This window comes from Gilliamella sp. wkB171, assembly GCF_001693755.1.
Taxonomy (GTDB): domain Bacteria; phylum Pseudomonadota; class Gammaproteobacteria; order Enterobacterales; family Orbaceae; genus Gilliamella; species Gilliamella apicola_F.
The window spans coordinates 240,152-265,788 of sequence record NZ_LYST01000043.1 but is presented as its reverse complement, the minus strand read 5'-3'; the positions used below and the strand labels follow the sequence as shown (position 1 = coordinate 265,788).

Genomic DNA, 25,637 nt, shown 5'->3' with positions numbered 1-25,637 from the left:
TAATGTTGCTTTAAAAATATATAATTTATACAATGCGTTGCTTCAAATACTCACTAACATTTAAACACGATTAATTCTAGGAAGAGTTTTCATTATGTTCAAAAAAGTTCGCGGCATGTTTTCAAATGATCTATCGATCGATTTAGGTACAGCTAATACTCTTATTTATGTAAAAGGTCAAGGTATTGTATTAAACGAGCCTTCAGTTGTTGCTATTCGCCAAGATCATCGTACTGGCACACCTAAAAGTGTTGCTGCTGTTGGGCATGCTGCGAAACAAATGTTAGGACGTACGCCTGGCAATATAGCAGCGATTAGACCAATGAAAGATGGCGTAATTGCAGACTTTTCTGTGACTGAAAAAATGTTACAGTATTTTATTCGCCAAGTGCATAGCCATAGTTTCTTACGACCAAGCCCGCGCGTGCTTGTTTGTGTTCCAGTTGGCGCAACGCAAGTTGAACGTCGTGCTATTCGTGAATCAGCTTTGGGTGCTGGTGCGCGTGAAGTCTATTTAATTGAAGAGCCAATGGCAGCAGCAATAGGTGCTGATTTACCAGTTTCTGCACCAACCGGTTCAATGGTGGTTGATATCGGTGGTGGTACAACCGAAGTTGCGGTTATTTCATTAAATGGCGTTGTTTATTCTGCATCTGCACGAATTGGTGGTGACCGCTTTGATGAAGCAATCATTAATTATGTTCGACGTAATTATGGTGCACTAATTGGTGAAGCAACTGCTGAACGTATTAAACATGTTATTGGTAGTGCTTATCCAGGTGATGAAGTGCTTGAAATTGAAGTTCGTGGCCGTAATCTTGCTGAAGGGGTGCCGCGTAGCTTTACATTAAATTCTAATGAGATTTTAGAAGCACTACAAGAACCATTGAGTGGCATTGTTAGCGCGGTTAAAGTTGCCTTAGAGCAATGTCCTCCAGAACTAGCGTCTGATATTTCTGAGCACGGTATGGTATTAACCGGTGGTGGGGCATTATTACGTAATATCGATAAACTATTATCAGCTGAAACAGGCATTCATGTTGTTGTGGCTGAAGACCCACTAACATGCGTTGCGCGAGGTGGTGGTAAAGCATTAGATATGGTTGATATGCATGGTGGTGATCTATTTAGTGAAGAGTAAAAGTTCAAACAATGTTAACTCACTCTTAACTAATGAAATGATTAGTAAATATACCTCTCATTTTTCCGCCGACATTGTCGGCGGAGTCATATATTAAAATAATTAGATTTTGAGTCTATTACAGGTAAGTACTGAACAATGAAATTGCTTTTTTCTAAACGTTCGCCTCTTAGTGTACAATTATTTATGTCTTTGGCTATGTCGTTAGCTTTAATTGCATTGGATATAAATTATCGTCCTTTTAAAGAAGTTCGTTATTATTTAGATACAATTATCTCCCCTTTATATTACATTTCAAATGCACCCCAAGCTACGCTTGATGGGTTTTATGAAATGTCAAAAACACGAGAAACATTAGAAGCAGAAAATGTAAAACTGAATAATTTGTTGCTTGAAAAAAAGGCAGATTTATTATTATTTGATCATCTAAGACATGAAAATAATCGACTGAGAGAATTACTGGGATCTCCGCTCAGACATGATGAACATAAAATGGCGGCACAAGTTTTATTAGCAGACACAGATCCATATGTTTATCAAGTCGTTGTAAATAAAGGTCAAAATGATGGGGTTTATGTAGGTCAACCGGTAGTTGATGAAAAAGGGATTGTTGGTCAAATTTATCAGACCGCGCAGACGACTAGCCGAGCGATTTTAGTGTGTGATTATCAACATGCCATTCCGGTACAAGTATTAAGAAACGATATATCTATGGTGGCGGTAGGTAATGGTTGTAGCAATGATCTAACGCTCGATTTTTTACCTAACAATGTTGATATTAAAGTTGGCGATGTACTTGTCACTTCAGGACTTGACGGTCGCTTTCCTGAGGGATATCCCGTGGCTGTGGTGAGTTCTGTTAAACTCGATATTAATGATTCAACGCCAATTATTTCGGCAACACCAACAGCGGATTTAAAACGATTACGTTATCTACTATTATTATGGGGAGATCAAGGAGTAAAACATGAGGGGTCATAATGGCATATTATTTATTTGGCTAACATTATTTATTGGATTATGTTTACAAATTATACCATGGCCACCAGCATACAACATGTTCAAACCCCATTGGTTTATGTTAATTTTAGCTTATTGGTTAATTGCACAACCTTACCAAGTCGGTATTGGCACCGCTTTTTTATTTGGTCTAATGATAGATTTATGTTCGGGTACTTTTTTAGGTGTACACGCGTTTATTTATTCATTTATAGCTTATTTGCTTGTTTTTAAATATCAGTTACTTCGTAATTTAGCATTGTGGCAACAATCCTTTATAATAATTGCGGTTTCTGTTTGCTATAATGGATTAGTGTTTATATTTCAAGTCAGTATTTATCATATAATTTCTATGTCACCTTATATCTTATTATCGAGTTGTGTGGATGGCTTTTTATGGATATGGATATATCTACTCTTACGACGAATAGCACGGAACTTTGCAATTAATTAAAGGAAACTCTCTTTATGTCTGTTGAATTATTAATGAATGTGACACCGTCAGAAACTCGTGTAGCTTATATTGAAGATGGTGTTTTGCAAGAAATTCATGTCGATCGTGAATCACGCCGTGGTATTGTCGGTAATATATATAAAGGTAAAGTCATTCGAATTTTGCCAGGTATGCAAGCTGCATTTGTTGATATTGGTTTAGAAAAAGCTGCTTTTCTACATGCTTCAGATATTATGCCGCATACTGAATGTGTTTCTTATTCTGAGCAAGAACAATTTCAAGTTAAGGATATTTCTGAGCTGGTTCGCCAAGGTCAAGACTTAATGGTACAAGTCGTCAAAGACCCGTTAGGTACAAAAGGGGCAAGACTGACAACTGATATTACATTACCTTCGCGTTATTTGGTATTAATGCCGGGGCAAAATTCAGCGCATGTTGCCACTTCACAGCGTATTGAAAGTGAAACAGAGCGAGAAAGACTTAAGCATATTGTAGAACAATATGTTACGCCAGAAGGGGGCTTTATTGTTCGCACCGCAGCTGAAGGCGCTAACGCACATGAACTAGAACAAGATGCTAATTTTCTAAAACGGTTGTGGAAAAAAATTCAAGAACGAATGGCTCGCCCGATTAGTAAAAATTTAGTGTATGGTGAACTTGAACTATCACAACGGGTATTGCGTGATTTTGTCGGTGATCCAATAGAGCGAATATTGGTCGATTCAAAGCAAACCTATGATTTACTTATTGAGTTTACTCAGGAGTTTATGCCCGAAGTGACAGATAAATTATCTCACTATCGTGGCAGTATCCCGATTTTCGATCTTTATGATACTGAAAACGAAATACAACGAGCATTAGATCGCAAAGTTAAATTAAAATCGGGTGGTTATTTAATTATTGACCAAACTGAAGCCATGACAACCATTGATATCAATACAGGTGCATTTGTTGGTCATCGTAATTTAGAAGAAACGATTTTTAATACTAATATTGAAGCAACTATTGCCATAGCTCGACAGTTACGCTTACGTAATTTAGGCGGAATTATTATCATTGATTTTATTGATATGCAAGAAGACTTGCACCGTGAGCGCGTATTACAATCTTTACAAGATTTTTTATCGAAAGACAGGGCAAGAACAACAATTAATTCGTTTTCGGCATTGGGTTTGGTTGAGATGACACGTAAACGGACTCGTGAAAGCATCGGTCACATTTTATGTGAGGAGTGTCCAGCATGTAAAGGCAGAGGCATGGTCAAGTCTGTTGAAACCGTCTGCAATGAAATTTTACGTGAAATTGTTCGTGTCTATAAAGCTCATCGTTCTGAATACTTTTTGGTTTATGCATCATCGGCTGTCGCGAATGCTTTAACTACAGATGAATCACATGCTCTAGCCGAAGTTGAAATATTTGTTGGTAAGCGAGTGGAAGTTAAAGTTGAACCGCTTTATATTCAAGAGCAGTATGATGTGGTATTGATGTAATAATTGATATTTCATCACAATACTAACAGTCATCATTCTTGTGTTTTAAGATAACGATTTGAAATGTGCAATAATAGCCCCATTATAAACAAAGATGAAAAACAATTAGCTAAATAACTAATGTGATAAAGTACAGATAAAGGAATTTATGATAATTACTCAAGTGAGTGAACGGTTACTCAATCCCAATAACCTAAGCCACCAAGATCTTTTGAATTTGCTTGATATATTAAGTTCAAGACAAATAGATTTTGGTGATTTATATTTTTTGTCTGGTTACTATGAAAGTTGGTCGCTTGAAGATCGAATTATTAAAAATGCTTCTTTTCATCGCGATCAGGGAGTCGGCGTTCGTGCAATCGTAGGTGAAAAAACTGGATTTGCTTATACAGATCAACTCTCTTTAAACCGCCTAGAGCAAAGTGCTTTAGCCGCTAATTCAATCACTAAACAGCAGACTCCAATTGTTGTAACGCCGTTTAAACAAGCAGAAACCGTTGCGATCTACCCAGCTATTAATCCAATTAACTCCTTTTCACAAGAACAAAAAATAGCGCTATTAAAGCAAATTGATGCATTAGCACGTTCAATCGATCCAAGGGTTATTGAAGTTTCCGCGAGTCTAATTGGTAGTTATGAAGATATTTTAATTGCAGCAACAGATGGATCGTTGTGCGCTGATGTTCGGCCGTTAGTGCGTTTATCTGTTTCAGTAATAGTTGAAAAAGATGGTAAACGAGAGCATGGCAGCAGTGGTGGTGGAGGGCGTTTTGGTTATGAATATTTTTTAACAACCAATCCTCAAACCGGTGAAAGTATTGCCGATAGCTACACTCGCGAAGCTGTTAGACTTGCGTTAGTGTCGCTTTCGGCAAAAGCTGCGCCAGCAGGTACAATGCCTGTTATTTTAGGTGCCGGTTGGCCTGGCGTGTTGCTACATGAAGCGGTAGGGCATGGTTTAGAAGGTGACTTTAATCGTAAAAATAGCTCCGTGTTTTCTGGTAAGATAGGTGAGCAGGTCACTTCAGAACTTTGTACGATTGTTGACGATGGTACAATCGAAAACCGACGTGGTTCACTTTCGATTGATGATGAAGGTACACCAACTCAAAAAACGGTTTTAATTGAAAATGGTGTTTTGAAAGGTTATATGTTTGACAAACTAAATGCTAAGTTAATGGGATGCCATTCTACCGGCAACGGTCGCCGTGAAAATTATGCTTGCTTACCTATGCCAAGAATGACCAATACTTACATGCTAGCGGGTAATTCAACATTTGATGAAATCATTAGTAGTGTAGATTATGGGCTTTATGCACCTAACTTTGCTGGTGGACAGGTTGATATTACATCAGGCAAATTTGTATTTTCAGCATCAGAAGCATACCTCATTGAAAAAGGCAAAATTACGCATCCAGTTAAAGGCGCGACACTAATTGGATCGGGCATTGAAACCATGCAGCAAATTTCAATGGTAGGTAATGATTTATCACTTGATTCCGGTGTTGGTGTTTGTGGTAAAGCTGGGCAAAGCGTACCTGTCGGTGTTGGACAACCCACTTTAAAAGTGGATAATTTAACGGTTGGTGGTACTATAAATTAGTCATAACTAAATCAGTGAGATATAAAAATAGATGGAAACAATCATTACACTTTATCAAGCATTTGTTCATATGGACATTGCAACACTTTCAAATCCCAACGTGTTATGGATATTATATGGCATGCTGTTTGTCATCATCTTATTAGAAAACGGTGTTTTACCCGCGGCATTTTTACCGGGTGATAGTTTACTGTTTTTAACCGGTGTATTGATAAGTCTTGATGTTTTTCATTTTGGTCTTATAAATTTAATTTTGATTGCTGGCGCCGCTTTTGGCACATGGCTTGGTTATGCACAAGGACGTTGGTTGGGTAATACCAAAATTGTGCAAAATTGGATGGCGCATTTGCCAGAAAAATATCACCATAAATCAGAAGTACTATTCCATAAATATGGTTTACAAGCTTTATTTATCGGTCGATTTATTGCTTTTGTTCGAACACTATTACCAATGATGGCTGGTTTATCGGGTTTACATAGCCGTAAATTCCATATCTACAATTGGATTAGTGCAACATTATGGATATTTTTGATTGTCACATTAGGTTATTTATTTGGATTATCACCAATTTTTAAAACCTATGAAAAGCAGTTCATGTCTTTATTAATGCTAATACCAGTATTTTTATTGGTGCTTGGTTTAGTCTTTTCGATTTGGTTAGCGGTAAAACGTTGGTTAAGCAATAAAAAACAAGCAAAGCAAGACTGCAAAAAATAAAAGTTGAAATTAACCGATAAGCCGGGTTCTGTCGTGGACAATCATTCCTCTAGGCTAATACTCACGCATTAGCTCAAGCAGTCTACCCGGATTCAACGCGGGCCGCGCCAATGAATCCCTATTTGACCTTGCTCCGAGTGGAGTTTACCGTGCCACAACTGTTACCAGTTGCGCGGTGTGCTCTTACCACACCCTTTCACCCTTACCTGATCTTATTTAAACAATAAGCCATCGGCGGTATACTCTCTGTTGCACTAGTCGTGAATGTTCGCTCTCGCCAACATCCCCCAGGTGTTACCTGGCACTCTGCCCTATGGAGCCCGGACTTTCCTCCCCTCTGTTTGTCTCCTTTAAAAAGGACTACAACAAAGCAGCGATTGTCTGGTTAATTTCGTCCATGAGTATAGCCTAATGCATAATTTTGTCCAGCTCTGTCTTGGACTTGATTAAATAGATGTTGAATGTTTAGGCATTTAAAAATGTTTAACGAATAAACAGGCCTAATAACAAGGCGTTAATCAATAGAAGATAGCGTGTGGAATATTGGAATTACTAGCACATCAAAAAGATGCACTAGTTTTTGTATAAAGGTAAATTAATTACCATTTTTTCTGTCTTTCATTTTCGTCGTAATTAAACCAACTTACAACACCGTTAGAAATTAGCACATCAAGTGTTCCTTCAAGAATATTATATTGGGTTTCGCCAATGAGCATATGACTGGTAGAGCTTTTTTTAGTATATTTATAGGTCCACTGAGTCTCATTAGCATTAATTACCTTTCTACTCGTTGGTTCGCCAAATAATGAAATTATCTGTGATTCGGTGGTTGCACCTTCAACGATGTGACTGACTTTTTCTTTACTTAATGGTGTGCCTTGTTCGACAAAATTCTTTTGACTACAGCTTGAAAGGATAATAATTGAAAATAGTGCGATAATGAATTTACTTATATTTTTCATGGTATTGTTACCTGACAACTAACATAATTTTTGAAGTGTCAATAATAACACATGCTCGTCAACGTTCAAGATGAGCGCATTTTTTAATTTTGAAAAAATCAAATTATCATTAATCAAAGAAATTGGTCGATTTTATGTAAATATGGAAACTATATGTGTTTAACTGTTTCCATATTTTCCACGTATTTGTTATTAATGTACAATAATTATTATTTTTAGTCTTTATTTTGTCTTAGGACGCGTTTTATTGGTTGGTTTGTATTTGAATTAATATAACGACTAGGCCAGATCTCATGAGGTTGTAAATTGAGAGCTTGAGCTATAATAACTTCGCCTTTAGTCCAGGGTCTAACTAACGCATTACTCAATGTTGATGAACTCAAACCCGATTGTCGGGATAGATTTGCCAGGGTCGTTCCTTGTTTTTTTAAGGCGGCAATAATGTCTGCAGGGTGCCAATCACTAGACTTTATTTTCATTTTTTATTTCCTCTTAGTTTATAACCTTGTGCATCTATGTTATGCTTTGATGTTACTAAAACAAGTAAGTTTATAATTGAACTTTAGTTATTAATAATTATGTTTCTTAATTTATTGTATCAAAGTTTCTTTAATTTCTGTAATTTTTTCTTATTGTGCTAAAATAGGATAGTGAAAATGAAAGAATGGTTCTCGTCAAAAGAGCTATCAAGCATTGCAGGGATGCCATCAACGATACAAGGCGTCAATCGAAAAGCTAGAGCTGAAAAATGGACTTCACGAAAAAGAACGGGTGTTCGTGGTAAAGCGCTAGAGTATCATATTGCCAGTTTACCGTTAGTTGTCAAAAAAGCACTATATGCAGAAGAAGAAAGTGCAAGCTACGTCGTATCGCCTATCGAACCTTTTCAACTATGGATGATTGCATTTGAACAATTATCGGATGATGAAAAATCTATCGTTGCATCTTGGTTGATGCGTAATGGTATTAAAGATTTTATTACTTTTATTAATAAACAGAAAAAAGATAATTAGTGTTATTGTTTAAGCTGAGATATACTTTAACGCTAGTAAAATTCAATTTAGTTGCGAATGGAATTACCAATGGAAAGTCAGTTTCAATTAACAAATAGTAAAGAGATTATTGCATATTTAGTCGAACAATTCCCTAATTGTTTTACGCTTGAAGGCGAAGCTAAACCACTCAAAATTGGGATATTTCAAGATATCCTTTCTCGTTTGAGCGAAAGTGACGTTCTTAGTAAAACCAAACTTCGTGTGGCACTGCGTGCTTACACGATGAGCTGGCGTTATTTATATAGTATTAAAGAGGGCGCTAATCGAGTTGATTTAGATGGAAATCCTGATGATACTATTAATAAAGAACAAGAACAATACGCCCAACAACAGCTAAAAGAAAGTAAACAAAAAGCCAAAGAAAGAGCAAAAGAAAAACGTAAAAATTCTCGCCCACCAATCAAAAAACCGAAGGCTTTAAAAGTGGGTGACTTTGTTAAAGTATTATTAGGCAATAAACCATTAAGAGTTCAAATCATTAATATTGAAAAAGAACATATTAAGGTGAATGTCGGCTCTGGCATGGAATTAACTGTTAAACCTGAGCATATTATTACCAAATAGAGAATTTGCATGAATAAATTACTCAAAGTTGTTATCAAATTAAGCCTTGTTTTATGTATCGTTAGCCAAAGTACGCAGGCTAAGCAGGTTAATAACGAGCAAATACCTGCTCTTAAACAAGATGATATACATCAAGTTGTGGCGAGAAGAGTTACTAACTATTTCACTCAATCGCATTATCGTAATTTTGCTTTAGATGGTGCTTTTTCAGCTAAAATTTTTGATCGCTATTTCAAAATGCTTGATGGTAGCAAAGCAATATTTATTCAAAGTGATGTGGATAGTTTTCGAAATAGGCAAGATTCGCTTGGACAAGAATTATTAGATGGTAATTTGAAAACTGCTTACGATATTTATAATCTCGCTTTGCAAAAGCGTTATGACCGTTATAAATATGCTCTTGAGGTTTTGCAGCGCCCAATGGATTTCACCAATAATGACGAAATTGATTTTAAACGTGAAGATATTGCCTGGCCAACTTCTGAAAAAGAACTTGATACCTATTGGGATAAACGTGTTAAATATGACGAACTCAGTTTATCTTTATCTGGTAAAAATGAAACACAAATCCGTGAAGCACTAACCAAACGATATAATCGTGTGATAAAAACCATTTTACAATCCAATAATGAAGATGCATTTCAAGTGTTTATGAATGCATTTGCGCGTGAAATTGATCCTCATACCAGTTATCTAGCACCGCGTTCAAAACGTGATTTTGATTCTGAAATGAGTTTATCTTTTGAAGGTATTGGAGCAACGCTCAGCCAACAAGATGATTATACGGTCATCATGTCTTTTGTCACCGGTGGGCCTGCTGAAAAAAGTAAGTTGCTCGCTGTTGGTGATAAAATTATCGGTGTTGGTCAAAAGAATTCAGCTATCGAAGATGTTATCGGCTGGCGCTTAGACGATATTGTCGATAAAATCCGTGGTCCAAAAGGTACAGTAGTTAGATTAGAAATTTTACCAGCCGGTAACAATAGCAAATCTAAAATTATTGAACTAACCCGAGATAAAATTCATTTTGAAGATCGCGAAGCCAAATTAAAAATCATCAATAATGAACGAGGCAAAGTAGGTGTTCTTGAAATACCAAGCTTTTATATGGGATTAACTGATAAAGTTCACGATCTATTATTGCAAGCTAAAAACGAACAATTGCAAGGGTTAGTTATTGATTTACGTGATAATGGCGGCGGTTCATTAGCTGAAGTAATTACCCTAACCGGATTATTTATTGACAATGGACCTGTAGTACAAGTTCGTGATAATTTACAAAAAGTTGCCGTTTATGACGATAAAAATAAAGGCGTTGACTATGCAGGCCCTATCGTTGTAATGGTTAATCGATATAGTGCTTCGGCTTCTGAAATTTTTGCCGCAGCAATGCAAGATTATGGACGCGCTGTAATTGTTGGTGAAACAACTTATGGTAAAGGCACGGTACAGACTTCTCGTAATATTGCTTATCCTTCTGATTCAAGATTACATCCAAATTGGCCTGAACTTGGTGGTGTGCAATATACTGTACAAAAATTTTACCGTATAAACGGTGGTAGTACCCAACTCAAAGGGGTTGAGCCTGACATTGAAATGAGTAAAACCAAATATATGGACGAAACAGGTGAGCGTTTCTTAGATAATGCTATGCCATGGGATAAAATTCCTTCGTCTGAATATTTGACTGTTGCTAATGTTAAACCGCTTTTACCTGATTTAACAGCTAAGCATTTAACCCGAATAGCTAAAAATCCTGAATTTATCTATCTTGAACAAGATATCAGTGATTTTAATAACAAAAAGGATCGTCAGTACATTGTTTCATTAAACAAAAAATCGCGTGAAGCAGAGCGAAAAGTTAATGATGAGCGTGATTTAAAAAGAATGAATGAACGTTTAGCTCGTGAAGGAAAACCAGCTATAGCTAAATTAGAAGATTTACCAAAAGACTATAAAATACCCGATGCTTATTTAAATGAAGCGGTTGAAATTCTATTGGATTTAGCCCCTAAGTATCCAAAAATTGATGCTAGCCAAAGTATTAGTAAGGTTATTTCATTAAATGAATCAATTAAATAAAGCTGAATTTGAAAGAAAATAATTGGAGATAATAAAAAATGTGTACAAATTTAAAATTTGCTTTAGTTACTGTTGTAGCAATATTAGCTGTTTTAGCCACATTTGGTACCATTGTTATAATGAACTAAAAAGCTTGATTAATTAGCTTGTGATCATTATAGTATGCAACCTGCTTTAATTAGCGGGTTGAGAAATTTTGGTGAGGTGTCCGAGTGGTTGAAGGAGCACGCCTGGAAAGTGTGTATACGGCAACGTATCAAGGGTTCGAATCCCTTCCTCACCGCCATAAATTTTATTATTTAGTCATTGAAGGATAAAAGCCGTCAGGTTTTAACTGTCAGGAGTGACTTTCAATGTTACTTTGACAATATGCATTCACGTTAACAAGACCGAAAGTGACGAGTAAAACCTTCCTCCTCCTAGAATATTTGGAGCCATTATGGAAAACTTACGCACTGTTCAGGACTTTATACGCTGGACAACCTCCCAATTTAGCCAGTCTGAAATCTATTTAGGTCATGGAACTGATAACCCGATTGATGAAGCCAAGCAGCTTATTTTAACGACACTAGGTTTATCATTATTTATTCCGCCAGAATTTTATGCCAGCAGTCTTACTGAGTCTGAAAAACAACAATTACTTGAACTGATTCAAAAACGGATTGAAGATCGTGTTCCAACGCCTTATTTAACTAATCAAGCTTGGTTTTGTGGTCACCAATTTTACGTTGATGAGCGGGTGTTAATACCGCGCTCACCAATTGGTGAATTAATTGATAATCACTTTTCCAACTTGTTAACAACTGAGCCAAACTCAATATTAGATATGTGTACAGGTAGCGGTTGTATTGGTATTGCCTGTGCTTATGCATTTCCTGATGCGCAAGTTGATATTTCTGACATATCATTAGAAGCGTTAGATGTTGCGCAAACGAATATTGAATTACATGAGATGCAATTTCAAGTAACGCCGATATTATCGGATTTATTTGATAATCTGCCGGTTAAAAAATATGATGTTATTGTCTCAAATCCTCCGTATGTTGATGACGAAGACATGAGTGATCTCCCTGATGAGTTTTTATATGAACCTAAATTGGCATTAGAAGCAGGCGTTGATGGCTTAGATTTGGTTAAAAGAATTTTACGTGATGCTGTCAATTATCTAACACCAAATGGTGTTTTAATATGTGAAGTAGGAAATAGTTGGATCAGTTTGCAAGAACAATATCCTGATATTCCATTCAATTGGATAACGTTCGAACATGGTGGACTTGGCGTGTTTTCAATATCGTGTCAAACCTTAATAGAATTTCATCACTATTTTAAATAATGTGTTATTAATCATTGGAAATAAAATTTATGTCTGGAAACTCGATCGGTAAGTTATTTAAAGTCACCACTTTTGGCGAATCACATGGCATAGCATTAGGATGTGTTGTAGATGGCGTACCGCCGGGACTTGCTTTAACTGAATCAGATATGCAGCACGATCTCGATCGACGCCGTCCTGGTTCTTCTCGTTATACCACGCAGCGCCGCGAAGCAGATCAAGTTAAAATATTATCAGGTGTTTTTGATGGTGTCACAACCGGCACCAGTATCGGTTTGTTGATTGAAAATACCGATCAACGTTCACAAGATTATAGCAAAATTAAAGATATCTTCCGCCCTAGTCATGCTGACTACACTTACCAAAAAAAATATGGCATACGTGATTACCGAGGTGGCGGTCGATCATCGGCGCGTGAAACGGCAATGCGTGTTGCGGCAGGTGCTATAGCAAAAAAATATTTAAACGAAAAACTGGGCATTACTATTCGTGGTTATTTAGCTCAAATGGGTGATATAGAATGTCAATTAAGAGATTGGCAACAAGTTGAACAAAATTCCTTTTTTTGTGCTGATGAAAGTAAACTTGAGCAACTTGATGAATTATTAAGAAAATTAAAAAAAGAGGGTGATTCAATTGGTGCGAAAGTCACTGTTGTCGCTGAAAATGTACCGGTTGGGCTGGGTGAACCAGTTTTTGATAAGTTAGATGCTGAATTGGCCCATGCATTAATGAGTATTAATGCAGTTAAAGGGGTCGAAATAGGTGATGGCTTTGCTGTTATTACTAAACGTGGTAGCGAAAATCGCGACGAGATCAGCCCACAAGGATTTTTATCCAACCACGCCGGTGGCATCTTAGGTGGTATCAGCTCTGGTCAAACCATTTTAGCCAACATTGCCTTAAAACCTACCCCAAGCATTGAAATTGCAGGTCGATCGATTAATGTACAAGGTGAAGCCGTTGAAGTATCGACGCATGGTCGGCATGATCCATGCGTGGGTATAAGAGCAGTTCCCATCGCTGAAGCAATGGTTGCTATTGTTTTAATGGATCACTACCTTCGTTATCGTGCTCAATGCAGTGATGTGGATCCGCGATGAATTACGAACTTCTTATTCTGCTATTTGCCATAGCAGTTTTAGCGGGATTTATCGACTCAATTGCCGGTGGAGGAGGGTTACTTACCGTGCCGGCACTATTGGCAGTCGGTTTACCGCCGGCTAGTGCCTTAGCGACTAATAAGTTACAAAGTTGTGGTGGATCATTCTCGGCTAGTCTCTACTTTATCCGTGAGCGCATGGTCAACCTTAGAGAACAAAAAATCGCAATTATCTTCGCCTTTATCGGCTCCGCAGTTGGTACTGTTTCGGTGATGCATATCCAAGCCGATTTTCTAAGACTATTATTACCGATATTAACGATCAGTGTTGGGTTGTATTTCCTACTCTCACCAACAATCGGAGAACAAGACCGCAAAAGCCGCCTGACCACCCTACAATTTGCCCTTATTCCGGCGTTAGCAATTGGTTTTTATGACGGCTTTTTTGGACCCGGTGCCGGTTCCTTCTATGCTTTAGCCTATATTACCCTTGCCGGATTTAATCTGACAAAAGCAACTGCTCATACCAAAGTCCTAAACTTTACCTCAAACTTAGCGGGATTGTTATTTTTTATTATGGGTGGACAAGTGGTCTGGTCGATAGGTTTAGTCATGTTAGTCGGACAATTCATCGGCGCAAGATTAGGCGCTAAAATGGTTATTGCGAAAGGAAGAAAATTAATAAGACCGATGTTGATTATTGTTTCTACAGTTATGAGCATTAAGTTGATTTATGAGAACTTCTTCTGATGATTAGATTTTGCTTTTGATTGTTAGCTAACCGTAATTGATGATAAATTTTGTTTTAATATATTTAGCTAATAAAGCGTGGAACACAAAAGATTCAGAATATTAATCATAATAACATAAATATATTTAAGCTAAACTAATAGAACGACTTCAACAATTTCAATACTTTTGCAGTAAGCGATCTTAATATACCTAATGCACTGTTTCAATGTAATGGTCATAATGTGCAGCTATCCATATAAACTCAAAGCTAACAAGAATATTTGACACACTCCCTTAACGTTGCGATTTAAAGTATATTTTTGTTTATCAATGGTAGTTGTTACTGTTTTGAATAAAAAGCAATTGATGTATTTTTAATATTGTTAAATAAATTGTCGAGCAGAGTAATTATAAATTGTAATTTGTTCGCATTAGATTTCAAACAGCCTGTTTCAAGTCAATATCATTGAAACATTATCAATAATTACCTACTTATTTTTACCCTTTTTTTTCGCTAGATTTAAAGATTAATAAAATCAAAGTATTAAAAAACAGTTAAAAAAAAGGGTTTTTAAGTAATAAAACAATATTTACCTTTATGCCAAAGGCGATTATAGTATGTGCTGTTCTAGCTCAATACCGTGTAGGTAGTTTAGAAACGAAGCAGAAACCAAAAACTAATCTTTTAACTGCTCAATACCGTGTAGGTAGTTTAGAAAATTTGACATGAAAGGAAAAGAGTTACACGAGAGCTCAATACCGTGTAGGTAGTTTAGAAAATCCGCCGATTTATAGCTAATAAAGAACTGATGCTCAATACCGTGTAGGTAGTTTAGAAAATTTATGCCGGGTAAACGAATTGTGGCAACCAGCTCAATACCGTGTAGGTAGTTTAGAAACAAGATCCTCGGATCTGTTCTAGCATCCACTCGCTCAATACCGTGTAGGTAGTTTAGATAGTTCATTATAACCCGTCTTTTAAAAATAAAAGGCTCAATACTGTGTAGGTAGTCAAAAAAAGCAAAAATTTGAGGAAGTAGATTTTTACAGTTTAATAGCCTATCCGCAGGAAGCCTTTAGTTTAAGCATATAAAAATGCCCTAAAGTATTTTATTAAGATAAATGGGTTAAGTATGAAATTGTAATTATGTGCCTTTATTTCAACTTTATATCAACTATCACCTAGCTTGTTTCAGCTAATAGCCACACATAAACAGACATTTTGATGTGCTTTAAGCAACACACAATTAATACATAGGCCCTTAACATTCGCGGCATATATTCTTTTTTTGTATTCAGACAACTCAATCTTGTTAAGTTCAATATAGTAAAATATCTGCTCAAAAATTCTGTTTAGACTGATTATTAAATACCTTTACCACAGCTTATTTTTACAATTTATAAAAACAAGAAAGATTAAGCTTTATTAACAATGAAGGTAAAATTTTTGTCTGTTTGTTAAGTATTGCTAAAATGTCTTAGGTAGTTGAATGATAAAAATCAACAGTTAATTGATTAACCATATGTTATATTGTCAGTAAGCTATAGTGATACATAGCGTGGTTCAATAATACCAATAGAGGCTAATTAACTTACGGATATAAGTATCGAATAAGGTGAGCATAAAATGAAAATAATTGTACTTGCTATAAAGTTTGAATATAACGGTATTGAGCAGATAATTAATCCTGTAATTATACAAGATGATAGTCATATGATATTAATTGATGCGGGGTATCCTTGTCAGTTTGAGTTATTTGAAGCAGCAGCAAAAAAGAGTGATCTTGATTTAAATAAGTTATCTCATATTATCATTACGCACCATGATTTTGATCATATAGGTTCGTTAGCAGAATTTAAGAAAAGATTTCCTCATATTCAAATATTGTCATCAAGTATAGAAAAAGCCTATATAGAAAAGCATAAAAAACCATTGCGTTTAGAGCAAGCAGAAAAAAGATATCCTTTCTTGTCGGATAATGATAAGCAACAAGCACTGATCTTCCATAAAATATTAGAAAATATAGAAGGTGTTGAGGTAGATGATATTTTGCACAACCATCAAGTTTTACCTATTGGTAAAGGGGTAGAGGTTATTTTTACGCCTGGGCATACCCAAGGTCACATATCATTATATATAAAGGAAAATAAAACCCTGATAGCGGGTGATGCACTTGTTCTGGCTAATGGTAAATTAGTTATACCTTTTCCAGAGTTTGCTTATGATTTAGCTCAAGCCCAAAGTTCTATAAAAAATCTAATGAATTATGAGATTGATGAGATGATTTGTTATCATGGGGGCAGTTATAAAGGTAACTGGCAAGATATACTGATTTTAGACAATGAGTTAATCGAAAATTCATAAACACAAGCATAATGTTTAATATTGATACCTAGATTCTAAATATAAAATACGCGGTGTTAGCTAGTACTTTTTAATTAAAATGTGAATGATGAGTTGCCAAAGTCTGCTATGCATTATGTGGATGAAAAAATTAATGGTAGGTAATTTATTGCGTGTTTTTCATTAGTAGGATGATGTTTTAAGAACATTTTAGATAAAAATGAACTAATAATTATTTGATTTAATTTTTTAAGTTTGTCTATCTTATAATCATTAATATCTGTTATATTCTAAATCATATCAAGGCAAATGATGTGCTGAAAAAACTTAATTAATTCACGTTATGAAATTACAACAATTACGCTATATTTTAGAAATTGCTCGATCAGGGTCTATTAATGAAGCGGCTAAAAATTTATATATTACCCAACCTAGCTTGTCGACAGCGGTTAAAGAGTTAGAGGCCGAATTTGGCATTGAAATTTTTGTACGTACTTCAAAGGGAGTATCTTTATCAACCGATGGTGTAGAGTTCTTGGGGTATGCCAAACAAGTATTGGATCAAGCTGAGTTATTAGAACAGCACTATGCTAAAAAGGCGCCATCAAAGCAACTATGTAGCATTTCGACCCAACACTATGCGTTTGCTGTGAATGCATTTGTTAATTTAATCAAGAAGAATCATACTGACGAATATGAATTTACCTTACGTGAAACGCGAACTTACGACATTATTACCGATGTGGCTAATTTACGTAGTGAAGTGGGTATACTCTATTTAACTGATTTTAATCAAAAAGTCATATTGCGGTTACTTAAAGAGCATCGTTTAACGTTTAATCCTCTGTTTGAAGCTGATCCACATGTGTTTATTAGTACCCATCATCCTTTAGCTGCGATGAAATCCTTAACCTTACATGATCTGGAAGATTATCCGTATTTATCATTTGAGCAAGGTGAATATAATTCGTTTTATTTTTCTGAAGAGATTTTAAGTACGGTCTATCATAAAAAAAGCATTCATGTGAGTGATAGGGCAACACTATTTAATTTATTGCATGGGTTAAATGGTTACACAATTAGCACAGGGGTTTTAAGTACCGATTTGAATGGTTCGGATATTTTATCAATTCCCCTTAATGTTAATGAAAAAATATTGATTGGTTGGATCACCTCTCAAAAAGTGCAATTGAGTATGTCGGCACAAAACTATATAGAAGCACTAAAAAAACTGATACAAGAAGAATATGGTTTTAAGCTTAAATAGCAGGGGATTATTACCATAATTCAAATTGCTATTTTGATAAATTTGAGTATAATTGCGCACAATTCATATATTGATTATATGAATATCGAGGAGTGTCTGAATTAGAGATCGGTCATTCCATCATTAATATTAATTTTAAGAGGTTTATTATGTCTCTAACTGTAGAAGCGAAAGCGAAAATTGTTGCCGAATATGGTCGTGGTACTAATGACACAGGTTCAACTGAAGTTCAAGTTGCTCTTTTAACTGCACGTATTAATGACTTACAAGGTCATTTTTCAGCGCATAAAAAAGATCACCACAGCCGTCGTGGTTTATTACGTATGGTTTCTAGCCGTCGTAAATTATTAGATTATTTACGTCGTAAAGATATCGAACGTTACAACCAATTAATTCAAAAATTAGGCTTACGTCGCTAATAACTTATCTACTTGGAAAGAGGCTTAGGCCTCTTTTTCGTTGTGAAAAATTAGGACTCTGATATAATATCGAGCTCGGAAAAATAAAAGATTGTATCTCATGTTTCGCGCGACTAATGAGAGCTCTATAGTTTATAGATTTGTCATTAGTCGTGACAGTGAAATAATCTTTTGTTTGATATCCCCACACTGTTGAAGTGAGTAGCGTAATTCGTGTTATGTTACTTTTTGTTCAAATTCAAACTTCAACACACAAAATACAAGAGGAAATTGTTTTGTTTAATCCGACACATCAAAAATTTCAATATGGTCGTCATACCGTAACTTTAGAAACAGGTATAATGGCTCGCCAAGCAACAGCTGCAGTAATGGTTAATATGGATGATACGGCTGTTTTTGTTACCGTTGTTGCTGATAAAAAAGTGAAAGAAGGTCAAGACTTTTTTCCTTTAACTGTTAATTATCAAGAGCGTAGTTATGCAGCGGGTCGTATTCCTGGTGGCTTTTTTAAACGTGAAGGTCGACCTAGCGAAGGTGAAACACTCATTGCTCGTTTAATTGACCGACCACTTCGTCCACTATTTCCAGAAGGATTTGTTAACGAAATTCAAATTATCGCAACAGTTGTTTCTGTGAATCCTGACGTGAGTCCTGATTTAGTTGCCATGATTGGTGCTTCAGCTGCACTTTGTTTATCTGGCGTGCCATTTCATGGTCCTATTGGTGCGGCTCGAGTTGGTTTTATCAATGATGAGTTTGTTCTTAATCCATCAGTTAAAGAATTGGCACATAGCCGTTTAGACCTAGTAGTAGCTGGGACAAAAAGTGCAGTATTAATGGTTGAGTCTGAAGCGGATCTTCTTTCAGAAGATCAGATGCTAGCAGCTGTGGTATTTGGCCATGATCAACAACAAGTTGTCATTGATAATATTAATGAATTTGTTGCTAAAGCAAATTGTGAAAAATGGGATTGGGTTGCGCCAGCTAAGAACGAAGCTTTATATAATGCTGTTGTCGAATTGGCTAAAGATCGTTTAGGTGAAGCTTATCGAATTACTGAAAAGCAAGCACGTTATGCACAAATTGATCTAATTAAAGACGATGTGTTAGCAACCTTAAAAGCACAAAATGAAGAGCTTGATGAAAACCAAGTCATTAACATTATTGTTGACTTAGAAAGTCAAATTGTTCGCCAACGTGTTATTGCTGGCGAACCGCGTATTGATGGTCGTGAAAAAGATATGATCCGTGCGCTAGATATTCGTACTAATGTGTTACCAAGAACCCATGGTAGTGCATTGTTTACTCGTGGTGAAACGCAAGCACTCGTTACTGCAACATTAGGAACAGAGCGTGATGCGCAGATTATCGATGAGTTAACAGGTGAATATACAGAACGTTTTTTACTCCATTATAACTTCCCGCCATATTCAGTTGGTGAAACAGGTATGGTCGGTTCACCAAAACGTCGTGAAATTGGTCATGGGCGCTTAGCTAAGCGTGGTGTTGCAGCTGTAATGCCAAGTAAAGAAGAGTTTCCATATACTGTGCGCGTAGTGTCTGAAATTACTGAATCTAATGGTTCATCTTCAATGGCTTCTGTGTGTGGTGCTTCACTTGCATTAATGGATGCAGGTGTGCCAATTAAATCCTCAGTCGCTGGTATCGCGATGGGACTCGTGAAAGAAGGTGATAATTTTGTTGTTCTTTCGGATATTTTGGGTGATGAAGATCATCTTGGTGATATGGATTTTAAAGTTGCAGGTACACGTGAAGGTGTAAGTGCGCTGCAAATGGATATCAAAATTGAGGGTATTACTAAAGAAATAATGCAAATTGCACTCAATCAAGCTAAAGGTGCACGTTTACATATTTTAGGTGTGATGGAACAAGCAATTAATAAACCTCGTCAAGAGATTTCTGAATTTGCACCTCGCATTTATACCATGAATGTCAATCCAGATAAAATTCGCGATATCATTGGTAAAGGTGGAGCAACGATTCGTGCCTTAACCGAAGAAACGGGTACTACAATTGAAATCGCTGATGATGGTACTGTAAAAATTGCCGCTTCTGATGGTAATAAAGCTAAAGATGCAATGAATCGTATCAATAATTTAGTTGCTGATGTTGAATTGGGTAAAATTTATACTGGCAAAGTGACACGAATTGTTGATTTTGGTGCTTTTGTATCAATCATCGGTGGTAAAGAAGGTCTTGTGCATGTTTCTCAAATTGCTGATCATCGCGTTGAGAAAGTTTCTGATTACTTGAAAGTTGGACAAGAAGTGAATGTTAAAGTATTAGAAATAGATCGTCAGGGTAGAATTCGTTTAAGCATGAAAGATGCTGTTGAGCCTGCTGCTGATGTAGCACCAGTTACTGAATAAAATATCATTCACTAGGAGTTAAAATGAGACTATACAACCTGAGAATTATCTGCTTTTTGCTAGCTGTTATTCTTTTATCAGGTTGTTCTAACTCTTTACCTGTACTGGCTGTTCCTGAGCAAGTTTCTTATGAAGATGAATTGAAAATTGCTCAGCTCAGTCAACAGTTATCACAAAATGATATTGATACCATTACGCGTATGCAGCTCATTTTTGAGCGAGGTATTGTCTACGATTCATTAGGTTTTAAAGCTTTTGCATACAGTGATTTTACACATTTGTTAAGCTTTAATCCTGAAATTCCAGATTTGTATAATTTTTTAGGTAATTATGCACTTCGCGATGGTGACTTCGATTCGGCTTTAGCATCGTTTAATACTACCTTAGAGCTCGATCCAGCTTATGCTTTTGCCTACTTAAATCGTGCAATTACGTTGTACCGTACTGGGCATTATGAATCAGCAGATCGTGATGCGTTGCAATTTTATCAATATGATGTGAATGAACCAATTCGAATTTTGTGGCTTTATTTGATCGAAAAAGAAATCGATAATAAAGTTGCACAGCATGAGCTACAAAAACGTTATGATCTACTCAACGATAAAACGATTTATAGTAGCGATATTGTTGCATTTTATTTAGGTAAAATTAATGAATCTAAATTAATGCAAAATCTTCAACAAGGTGTAGAAAGTAATCGGCAATTAGCTGAGCGCCTATGTGAAGCCTACTTTTACTTAGGTAAATATTATCAAAGTAAAGGTGATAATGAGCGTGCCAAAATGTTATTTAAATATGCTTTAGCGAATAATATTTATAACTTTGTTGAACATCAACAGGCACTCTATGAAATGAAGTTACTTGAAGAAAAAGAAAAGTAACAAGGGTCATGCCAGTTTAAAAGTGAAAATATTGTTATAGCGTAGTTCTGATTTGCCAATAATATACTCCTGAATTTTAATGATTTGATTATTTTGCTTTATCTATTTTATGATAAAGCACTAATCATCTTTAAATTTTGCTGATTAATTATCGATAGTATTAATATTGGCAGTTAGTTATTGGGGTGAGTTGTAAATTTTCAATTTAGTGAGCTGGCATAAATTTATCTATTCTTGGTTTTATTAAATTAGCCATGGCACATTGCCAATATTAAGTTGTGCTTAATATTGTTAACAGTGCAAAGACCTGTCTAGATATACTAAAATTTATAAGCGAGTTTACATGACAAAAGAAGTTTCTTTTATTGACCTTGGTTTATCCGAGGATATCCTTAATGCATTAAATGATCTTGGTTTTAGCAAACCATCACCGATTCAAGCTGAATGTATTCCTTTATTGTTAGCAGGTAACGATGTATTAGGAATGGCACAAACAGGCAGTGGTAAAACCGCAGCGTTCTCTATCCCATTTTTAATGAATATTGATGCTAATTTAAAAGCACCACAACTGTTGGTTTTAGCACCAACACGCGAGTTGGCTATTCAAGTTGCCGATGCATGTGCTGAATATGCAAAATATATGAAAGGCGTAAAAGTTTTAGCATTATATGGTGGACAACGTTACGATGTACAATTACGCGCTTTAAAACAAGGCCCGCAAATTGTAGTTGGAACACCAGGTCGATTACTTGATCATTTAAACCGTAAAACGTTGGATCTGTCTAACCTTAAAGGTTTGGTGCTTGATGAAGCTGACGAAATGTTAAGAATGGGCTTTATTGATGATGTTGAAAGTATTATGGCAACGATACCTGAAAATCATCAAACAGCACTATTTTCAGCAACAATGCCAGCACCTATTCGTCGCATTACTAAACGTTTTATGCAAAATCCTAAAGAAGTGCAAATTAAAGGTACTAATCAAACCGCACCTGATATTGATCAGAGTTATTGGTTAGTCAGAGGGATGCGTAAAAACGAAGCAATCATTCGTTTTCTAGAAGCTGAAGATTTTGATGCTGCAATCATTTTTGTTAGAACCAAAACAGCGACGTTAGATGTTGCCGACGTTCTTGAAAAACATGGTTATAGCTGCGCAGCATTAAATGGTGATATGACACAGCAATTACGAGAGCAAACTCTTGATCGTTTAAGAAATGGTCGTTTAGATATTCTTATTGCAACCGATGTTGCAGCACGTGGTTTAGATGTTGAACGTATTAGTTTAGTAATTAACTATGATATTACGCTAGATTCTGAATCTTATGTTCATCGAATAGGGCGAACCGGTCGAGCAGGTCGTGCTGGACGGGCGATTTTATTTGTCGATAGCCGTGAGCGCCGTTTACTTAAAAACATTGAACAAACGATTAAAAAACCAATTCCAGAAGTCGCATTACCTTCAAAAGAATTGATTGAAAAACGTCGTTTAGCAAAATTTACTGAGCAAGTACAAAAGCAGTTAGAAAGTTCAGATCTTAACCAATATCAAGCACTTTTATCACAAATTCAAGCTAGCTGTGATACAGATTTAGAAACGATTGCTACTGCGATTTTAAAAATGGCTCAAGGCGAGCGCCCGTTAATATTACCACCAGATCCAGTGATAAAACCATCTCGTGACAGTCGCGATCGTGATAATCGCAGTGGTGAGCGTCGTTTGCGCGGTGACAATCGTGAAACACCAAAACGTCGAGAACGCCGTGATGTTGGCGATATGGATATGTATCGAATCGAAATTGGTAAAGAGAATGGCGTTGAAGTTCGACATATTGTTGGTGCTATTGCTAATGAAGCTGATATAAGTAGTCGTTATATTGGTAATATCAAACTTTATGAAACTTATTCAACTGTTGAATTACCTAAAGGTATGCCTCAAGACATTCTTAAACACTTCGAAAAGGTAAGAGTGCTTAATCAACCGATGAAAATGAGTTTAGTAAGTAATGCTTCATCTGATAATAGACGTGGTGGACGTAGAAATAGTAAATCTGAGTCGAATGATAAAGGATTTTCGAAAAAACGAGGCCGTTCGTCAGCACCAAAATTTTAATTAAATCAACCTCTGCCTTAAGGCAGAGGCTTTTCTTGGTTATTTTATTCCTCGCACATTATCACCAGCATTTTTAGGTAGTGTAATAAAATCAATCATAGCAATGATTGTCAGCCCTGCAACCATCAATAAAGCAAATTGAAAGTCTTCAACACTTAACACTGTTTTATTATGATCATGGTAACAAGATGCAATAAATAAGAATAATGCTCCTAGTACAATTCCAAGAACATTATTGAGTTGCTGTGCTAAAGTAGATAAAATATTGGCACTTTGAACTTCACTTTTTTCGATTTCAGAAAAGCCTAGCGTATTTAAGGTAGTAAATTGGATTGATCGTGCCCCTCCTGATAGGAAAAGAACGATAATCATAGTAATAATCGAGGTTTGCTCTGTAAAAAATGCACATAAAATAAAACTCGCTGATAAAACTATTCCGTTAATAATGAGTATATTTCGGAAACCAAATCGTTGAATTAACGGTGTATTGATCAATTTAAAAAGAATATTACCAACAAATAGCGCCAGCAATAAAGCACCTGCTGTTAATGGTGAGTATCCAAATCCAACTTGAAACATCAAAGGTAAAAGAAATGGGGCACTGCTTAAAGCGATTCGGATTAAGGATCCCCCAAAAAACATGGTTCTAAATGTACGTTTAGAAAACGCCTGTAAGCTAATAAGAGGATTTGTGATGTGAGTTAAGTGATAACATGCCATTGTTAAAATTACGCAGCCAAGCAAAACAATTGAAAGGCTTATCCATATACTCTTTTGTGAATGTGAAATCATTTCAAGTCCATAAACAAAGAGCAATAAACCTAATCCACACAAAACAAAACCAATGCCATCAAATGCACGTATTTGCGGTAGTTCTTTTGGTAAAAGTTTGAATGCATAAAAAAGGGCAATAAATCCAAGTGGAATATTCAAAACGAAAATCCAATGCCATGTTAGATATTGCGCAAAAAATCCGCCAATCACAGGTCCCATGACCGGAGCGATTAATCCTGGCCATACCAGTATTGATATAGTATTGACTAAATTTTGTTTTTCGGTCCGGCTAAGTACTACCGTGCGGCCAACAGGGACCATTAACGATCCTGCCAATCCTTGGCATAATCTTGCCAGAGTAAACATGGTTAGATTAGTTGAAAGTGCACATAGTAAAGATGCTAACATAAACAAAACAATCGACATTGAAAAAATTCGATGCGCAGTAAAACGATTAGCCAACCAACCGCTTGCAGGTAAACCTATAGTAAGGGCTAACATATAGGCACTAATTCCAACTGAGATATCTTGAGGATTAACTGAAAATGATTTTGCGATATTCGGAATAGCGGTAGTAATAACTGTCGCGTCTAAATTTTCCATAAAAAATGTTGCGGCGACTAAAATTGCCATTTTCTGGACTTTATTACTTTGCTGCATAAAAAACACCAATAAAAATAAATACTGCAAATATTATATATTACAAAGAGAAAATGCTAACACAATAATTATTTTGATAAATAACCATTAATTACAAAGGTTACTTTAAATAAACTTCTATTTTTGATTGATAAAAAACGTTTTTTTACGTTAGTTATTAGGTTGTTAAAAAAATGTTAGAACTTTGCCCTTAAGTTTGATTGAGAGTATACTATGTCAAAACTAAATGATTAATAGAGGTACAGGATGACAGATTCACTAAATAAATGTAAAGCAAATGAAACGCCAGCATGTTGTTGTGTTGATGTTGGAACAATTATCGATAATGAGGATTGCACAGCAGAATACGAACACGTTTTTGCGACAGAATCAGAAGCTCAAGCTAAATTAGTATCATTAACACAAGCTGCAAAAGATGCAGCAACTGAGCCATGTGAAATTAATAGCAGTATCGACAAAGTTGCAAATGGTTTCAAATTAACTGCCAAATTTACTTTTTGTTGTGGCGCTGAGTGCTTAATTTTCCAATTAAAATTACGTTAATTGTCATTAAT

23 protein-coding genes, 1 tRNA gene, 1 other RNA gene and 1 CRISPR repeat array are annotated in these 25,637 nt (G+C 35.9%); of the genes, 21 read left to right on the top strand and 4 right to left on the bottom strand.

What is annotated here, in order from left to right; translation table 11 throughout:
• Positions 1–94: 94 nt before the first annotated feature.
• The 6 genes from A9G03_RS07260 (at position 95) to A9G03_RS07235 (ending at position 6,405) form a co-directional block, all read left to right on the top strand.
• Positions 95–1,141, top strand: a complete 1,047-nt coding sequence (locus A9G03_RS07260; RefSeq protein ID WP_065634343.1) for a rod shape-determining protein — start codon at positions 95–97, stop codon at positions 1,139–1,141.
• A gap of 138 nt (positions 1,142–1,279) precedes the next feature.
• Entirely contained in the window at positions 1,280–2,122 is an 843-nt protein-coding gene (gene mreC / locus A9G03_RS07255) for a rod shape-determining protein MreC (RefSeq protein ID WP_065798821.1), read from the top strand.
• Complete coding sequence (gene mreD, locus A9G03_RS07250; protein ID WP_065634345.1) at positions 2,109–2,594, top strand: rod shape-determining protein MreD; 486 nt, start codon at positions 2,109–2,111, stop codon at positions 2,592–2,594. Before mreC ends, mreD begins: the two co-directional genes overlap by 14 nt.
• A 14-nt stretch (positions 2,595–2,608) precedes the next feature.
• Positions 2,609–4,084 carry a ribonuclease G gene (gene rng / locus A9G03_RS07245; protein WP_065634346.1) on the top strand — a complete coding sequence of 492 codons (1,476 nt, stop codon included), beginning with the start codon at positions 2,609–2,611 and terminating at the stop codon, positions 4,082–4,084.
• Positions 4,085–4,232: 148 nt separating this feature from the next.
• On the top strand, positions 4,233–5,687 hold the full coding sequence (gene tldD / locus A9G03_RS07240) for a metalloprotease TldD (protein WP_065798820.1): 1,455 nt from the start codon (positions 4,233–4,235) through the stop codon (positions 5,685–5,687).
• Positions 5,688–5,718: 31 nt separating this feature from the next.
• Positions 5,719–6,405, top strand: a complete 687-nt coding sequence (locus tag A9G03_RS07235) for a DedA family protein (protein ID WP_065798819.1) — start codon at positions 5,719–5,721, stop codon at positions 6,403–6,405.
• Position 6,406: 1 nt separating this feature from the next.
• Here A9G03_RS07235 and rnpB read toward each other — a convergent pair.
• The 3 genes from rnpB to A9G03_RS07220 form a co-directional block, all read right to left on the bottom strand.
• Positions 6,407–6,798: RNase P RNA component class A (gene rnpB, locus A9G03_RS07230), an RNA gene on the bottom strand.
• A gap of 206 nt (positions 6,799–7,004) precedes the next feature.
• Positions 7,005–7,367, bottom strand: coding sequence for an outer membrane protein assembly factor BamE domain-containing protein (bamE, locus tag A9G03_RS07225; protein WP_065634349.1), 363 nt, complete (start codon positions 7,365–7,367; stop codon positions 7,005–7,007).
• Between the two features lie 215 nt (positions 7,368–7,582).
• Complete coding sequence (locus A9G03_RS07220; protein ID WP_065634350.1) at positions 7,583–7,846, bottom strand: helix-turn-helix domain-containing protein; 264 nt, start codon at positions 7,844–7,846, stop codon at positions 7,583–7,585.
• Positions 7,847–8,023: 177 nt separating this feature from the next.
• Here A9G03_RS07220 and A9G03_RS07215 point away from each other — a divergent pair, with 177 nt between their 5' ends.
• The 14 genes from A9G03_RS07215 to A9G03_RS07155 all read left to right on the top strand — a co-directional run bounded on the left by A9G03_RS07215 (position 8,024) and on the right by A9G03_RS07155 (position 23,649).
• Positions 8,024–8,380, top strand: coding sequence for a DNA-binding protein (locus A9G03_RS07215; RefSeq protein ID WP_065634351.1), 357 nt, complete (start codon positions 8,024–8,026; stop codon positions 8,378–8,380).
• Between the two features lie 69 nt (positions 8,381–8,449).
• Entirely contained in the window at positions 8,450–8,986 is a 537-nt protein-coding gene (proQ, locus tag A9G03_RS07210) for an RNA chaperone ProQ (protein ID WP_065634352.1), read from the top strand.
• 9 nt (positions 8,987–8,995) lie between these two features.
• On the top strand, positions 8,996–11,068 hold the full coding sequence (gene prc, locus A9G03_RS07205; protein WP_065798818.1) for a carboxy terminal-processing peptidase: 2,073 nt from the start codon (positions 8,996–8,998) through the stop codon (positions 11,066–11,068).
• Positions 11,069–11,106: 38 nt separating this feature from the next.
• Positions 11,107–11,196: a cytochrome bd-I oxidase subunit CydH gene (cydH, locus tag A9G03_RS12855; protein WP_141671550.1), complete on the top strand. Its 90-nt coding sequence runs from the start codon at positions 11,107–11,109 to the stop codon at positions 11,194–11,196.
• 70 nt (positions 11,197–11,266) lie between these two features.
• Positions 11,267–11,354, top strand: a tRNA-Ser gene (locus tag A9G03_RS07200).
• 153 nt (positions 11,355–11,507) lie between these two features.
• Positions 11,508–12,401: a 50S ribosomal protein L3 N(5)-glutamine methyltransferase gene (gene prmB, locus A9G03_RS07195; protein ID WP_065798817.1), complete on the top strand. Its 894-nt coding sequence runs from the start codon at positions 11,508–11,510 to the stop codon at positions 12,399–12,401.
• Between the two features lie 29 nt (positions 12,402–12,430).
• Complete coding sequence (gene aroC / locus A9G03_RS07190; protein WP_065634355.1) at positions 12,431–13,504, top strand: chorismate synthase; 1,074 nt, start codon at positions 12,431–12,433, stop codon at positions 13,502–13,504.
• Complete coding sequence (locus A9G03_RS07185) at positions 13,501–14,253, top strand: TSUP family transporter (protein WP_065634356.1); 753 nt, start codon at positions 13,501–13,503, stop codon at positions 14,251–14,253. Before aroC ends, A9G03_RS07185 begins: the two co-directional genes overlap by 4 nt.
• 613 nt (positions 14,254–14,866) lie before the next feature.
• Positions 14,867–15,254: direct repeats of the CRISPR family, unit length 28 nt; unit sequence GCTCAATACCGTGTAGGTAGTTTAGAAA.
• A gap of 608 nt (positions 15,255–15,862) precedes the next feature.
• Positions 15,863–16,600, top strand: a complete 738-nt coding sequence (locus A9G03_RS07180) for an MBL fold metallo-hydrolase (protein WP_065798816.1) — start codon at positions 15,863–15,865, stop codon at positions 16,598–16,600.
• 322 nt (positions 16,601–16,922) lie between these two features.
• A complete protein-coding gene (locus tag A9G03_RS07175; protein WP_065634358.1) occupies positions 16,923–17,846 on the top strand; it encodes a LysR family transcriptional regulator in 924 nt (307 codons plus the stop codon).
• A gap of 149 nt (positions 17,847–17,995) precedes the next feature.
• Positions 17,996–18,265: a 30S ribosomal protein S15 gene (gene rpsO / locus A9G03_RS07170; protein ID WP_065634359.1), complete on the top strand. Its 270-nt coding sequence runs from the start codon at positions 17,996–17,998 to the stop codon at positions 18,263–18,265.
• A gap of 275 nt (positions 18,266–18,540) precedes the next feature.
• A complete protein-coding gene (gene pnp / locus A9G03_RS07165) occupies positions 18,541–20,655 on the top strand; it encodes a polyribonucleotide nucleotidyltransferase (RefSeq protein WP_065798986.1) in 2,115 nt (704 codons plus the stop codon).
• Positions 20,656–20,678: 23 nt separating this feature from the next.
• A complete protein-coding gene (gene nlpI, locus A9G03_RS07160) occupies positions 20,679–21,536 on the top strand; it encodes a lipoprotein NlpI (protein WP_065634360.1) in 858 nt (285 codons plus the stop codon).
• A gap of 343 nt (positions 21,537–21,879) precedes the next feature.
• Positions 21,880–23,649, top strand: coding sequence for a DEAD/DEAH family ATP-dependent RNA helicase (locus A9G03_RS07155; RefSeq protein WP_065798815.1), 1,770 nt, complete (start codon positions 21,880–21,882; stop codon positions 23,647–23,649).
• A 39-nt stretch (positions 23,650–23,688) separates the two neighbouring features.
• On the opposite strand, the gene A9G03_RS07150 is transcribed toward A9G03_RS07155, so the two are convergent.
• On the bottom strand, positions 23,689–25,083 hold the full coding sequence (locus A9G03_RS07150; protein WP_065798814.1) for an MFS transporter: 1,395 nt from the start codon (positions 25,081–25,083) through the stop codon (positions 23,689–23,691).
• Between the two features lie 246 nt (positions 25,084–25,329).
• Between A9G03_RS07150 and A9G03_RS07145 the strand changes: the two genes are divergently transcribed.
• Positions 25,330–25,626, top strand: coding sequence for a YfcZ/YiiS family protein (locus A9G03_RS07145; protein ID WP_065634362.1), 297 nt, complete (start codon positions 25,330–25,332; stop codon positions 25,624–25,626).
• Positions 25,627–25,637: the final 11 nt, after the last annotated feature.

What these genes read in the sequence shown, in the direction of transcription:
- A9G03_RS07260 (WP_065634343.1), top strand. Translation starts at nt 95, where the DNA reads ATGTTCAAAAAAGTTCGCGGCATGTTTTCAAATGATCTATCGATCGAT.
- mreC (WP_065798821.1), top strand. Translation starts at nt 1,280, where the DNA reads ATGAAATTGCTTTTTTCTAAACGTTCGCCTCTTAGTGTACAATTATTT.
- mreD (WP_065634345.1), top strand. Translation starts at nt 2,109, where the DNA reads ATGAGGGGTCATAATGGCATATTATTTATTTGGCTAACATTATTTATT.
- rng (WP_065634346.1), top strand. Translation starts at nt 2,609, where the DNA reads ATGTCTGTTGAATTATTAATGAATGTGACACCGTCAGAAACTCGTGTA.
- tldD (WP_065798820.1), top strand. Translation starts at nt 4,233, where the DNA reads ATGATAATTACTCAAGTGAGTGAACGGTTACTCAATCCCAATAACCTA.
- A9G03_RS07235 (WP_065798819.1), top strand. Translation starts at nt 5,719, where the DNA reads ATGGAAACAATCATTACACTTTATCAAGCATTTGTTCATATGGACATT.
- bamE (WP_065634349.1), bottom strand. Translation starts at nt 7,367, where the DNA reads ATGAAAAATATAAGTAAATTCATTATCGCACTATTTTCAATTATTATC.
- A9G03_RS07220 (WP_065634350.1), bottom strand. Translation starts at nt 7,846, where the DNA reads ATGAAAATAAAGTCTAGTGATTGGCACCCTGCAGACATTATTGCCGCC.
- A9G03_RS07215 (WP_065634351.1), top strand. Translation starts at nt 8,024, where the DNA reads ATGAAAGAATGGTTCTCGTCAAAAGAGCTATCAAGCATTGCAGGGATG.
- proQ (WP_065634352.1), top strand. Translation starts at nt 8,450, where the DNA reads ATGGAAAGTCAGTTTCAATTAACAAATAGTAAAGAGATTATTGCATAT.
- prc (WP_065798818.1), top strand. Translation starts at nt 8,996, where the DNA reads ATGAATAAATTACTCAAAGTTGTTATCAAATTAAGCCTTGTTTTATGT.
- cydH (WP_141671550.1), top strand. Translation starts at nt 11,107, where the DNA reads ATGTGTACAAATTTAAAATTTGCTTTAGTTACTGTTGTAGCAATATTA.
- prmB (WP_065798817.1), top strand. Translation starts at nt 11,508, where the DNA reads ATGGAAAACTTACGCACTGTTCAGGACTTTATACGCTGGACAACCTCC.
- aroC (WP_065634355.1), top strand. Translation starts at nt 12,431, where the DNA reads ATGTCTGGAAACTCGATCGGTAAGTTATTTAAAGTCACCACTTTTGGC.
- A9G03_RS07185 (WP_065634356.1), top strand. Translation starts at nt 13,501, where the DNA reads ATGAATTACGAACTTCTTATTCTGCTATTTGCCATAGCAGTTTTAGCG.
- A9G03_RS07180 (WP_065798816.1), top strand. Translation starts at nt 15,863, where the DNA reads ATGAAAATAATTGTACTTGCTATAAAGTTTGAATATAACGGTATTGAG.
- A9G03_RS07175 (WP_065634358.1), top strand. Translation starts at nt 16,923, where the DNA reads ATGAAATTACAACAATTACGCTATATTTTAGAAATTGCTCGATCAGGG.
- rpsO (WP_065634359.1), top strand. Translation starts at nt 17,996, where the DNA reads ATGTCTCTAACTGTAGAAGCGAAAGCGAAAATTGTTGCCGAATATGGT.
- nlpI (WP_065634360.1), top strand. Translation starts at nt 20,679, where the DNA reads ATGAGACTATACAACCTGAGAATTATCTGCTTTTTGCTAGCTGTTATT.
- A9G03_RS07155 (WP_065798815.1), top strand. Translation starts at nt 21,880, where the DNA reads ATGACAAAAGAAGTTTCTTTTATTGACCTTGGTTTATCCGAGGATATC.
- A9G03_RS07150 (WP_065798814.1), bottom strand. Translation starts at nt 25,083, where the DNA reads ATGCAGCAAAGTAATAAAGTCCAGAAAATGGCAATTTTAGTCGCCGCA.
- A9G03_RS07145 (WP_065634362.1), top strand. Translation starts at nt 25,330, where the DNA reads ATGACAGATTCACTAAATAAATGTAAAGCAAATGAAACGCCAGCATGT.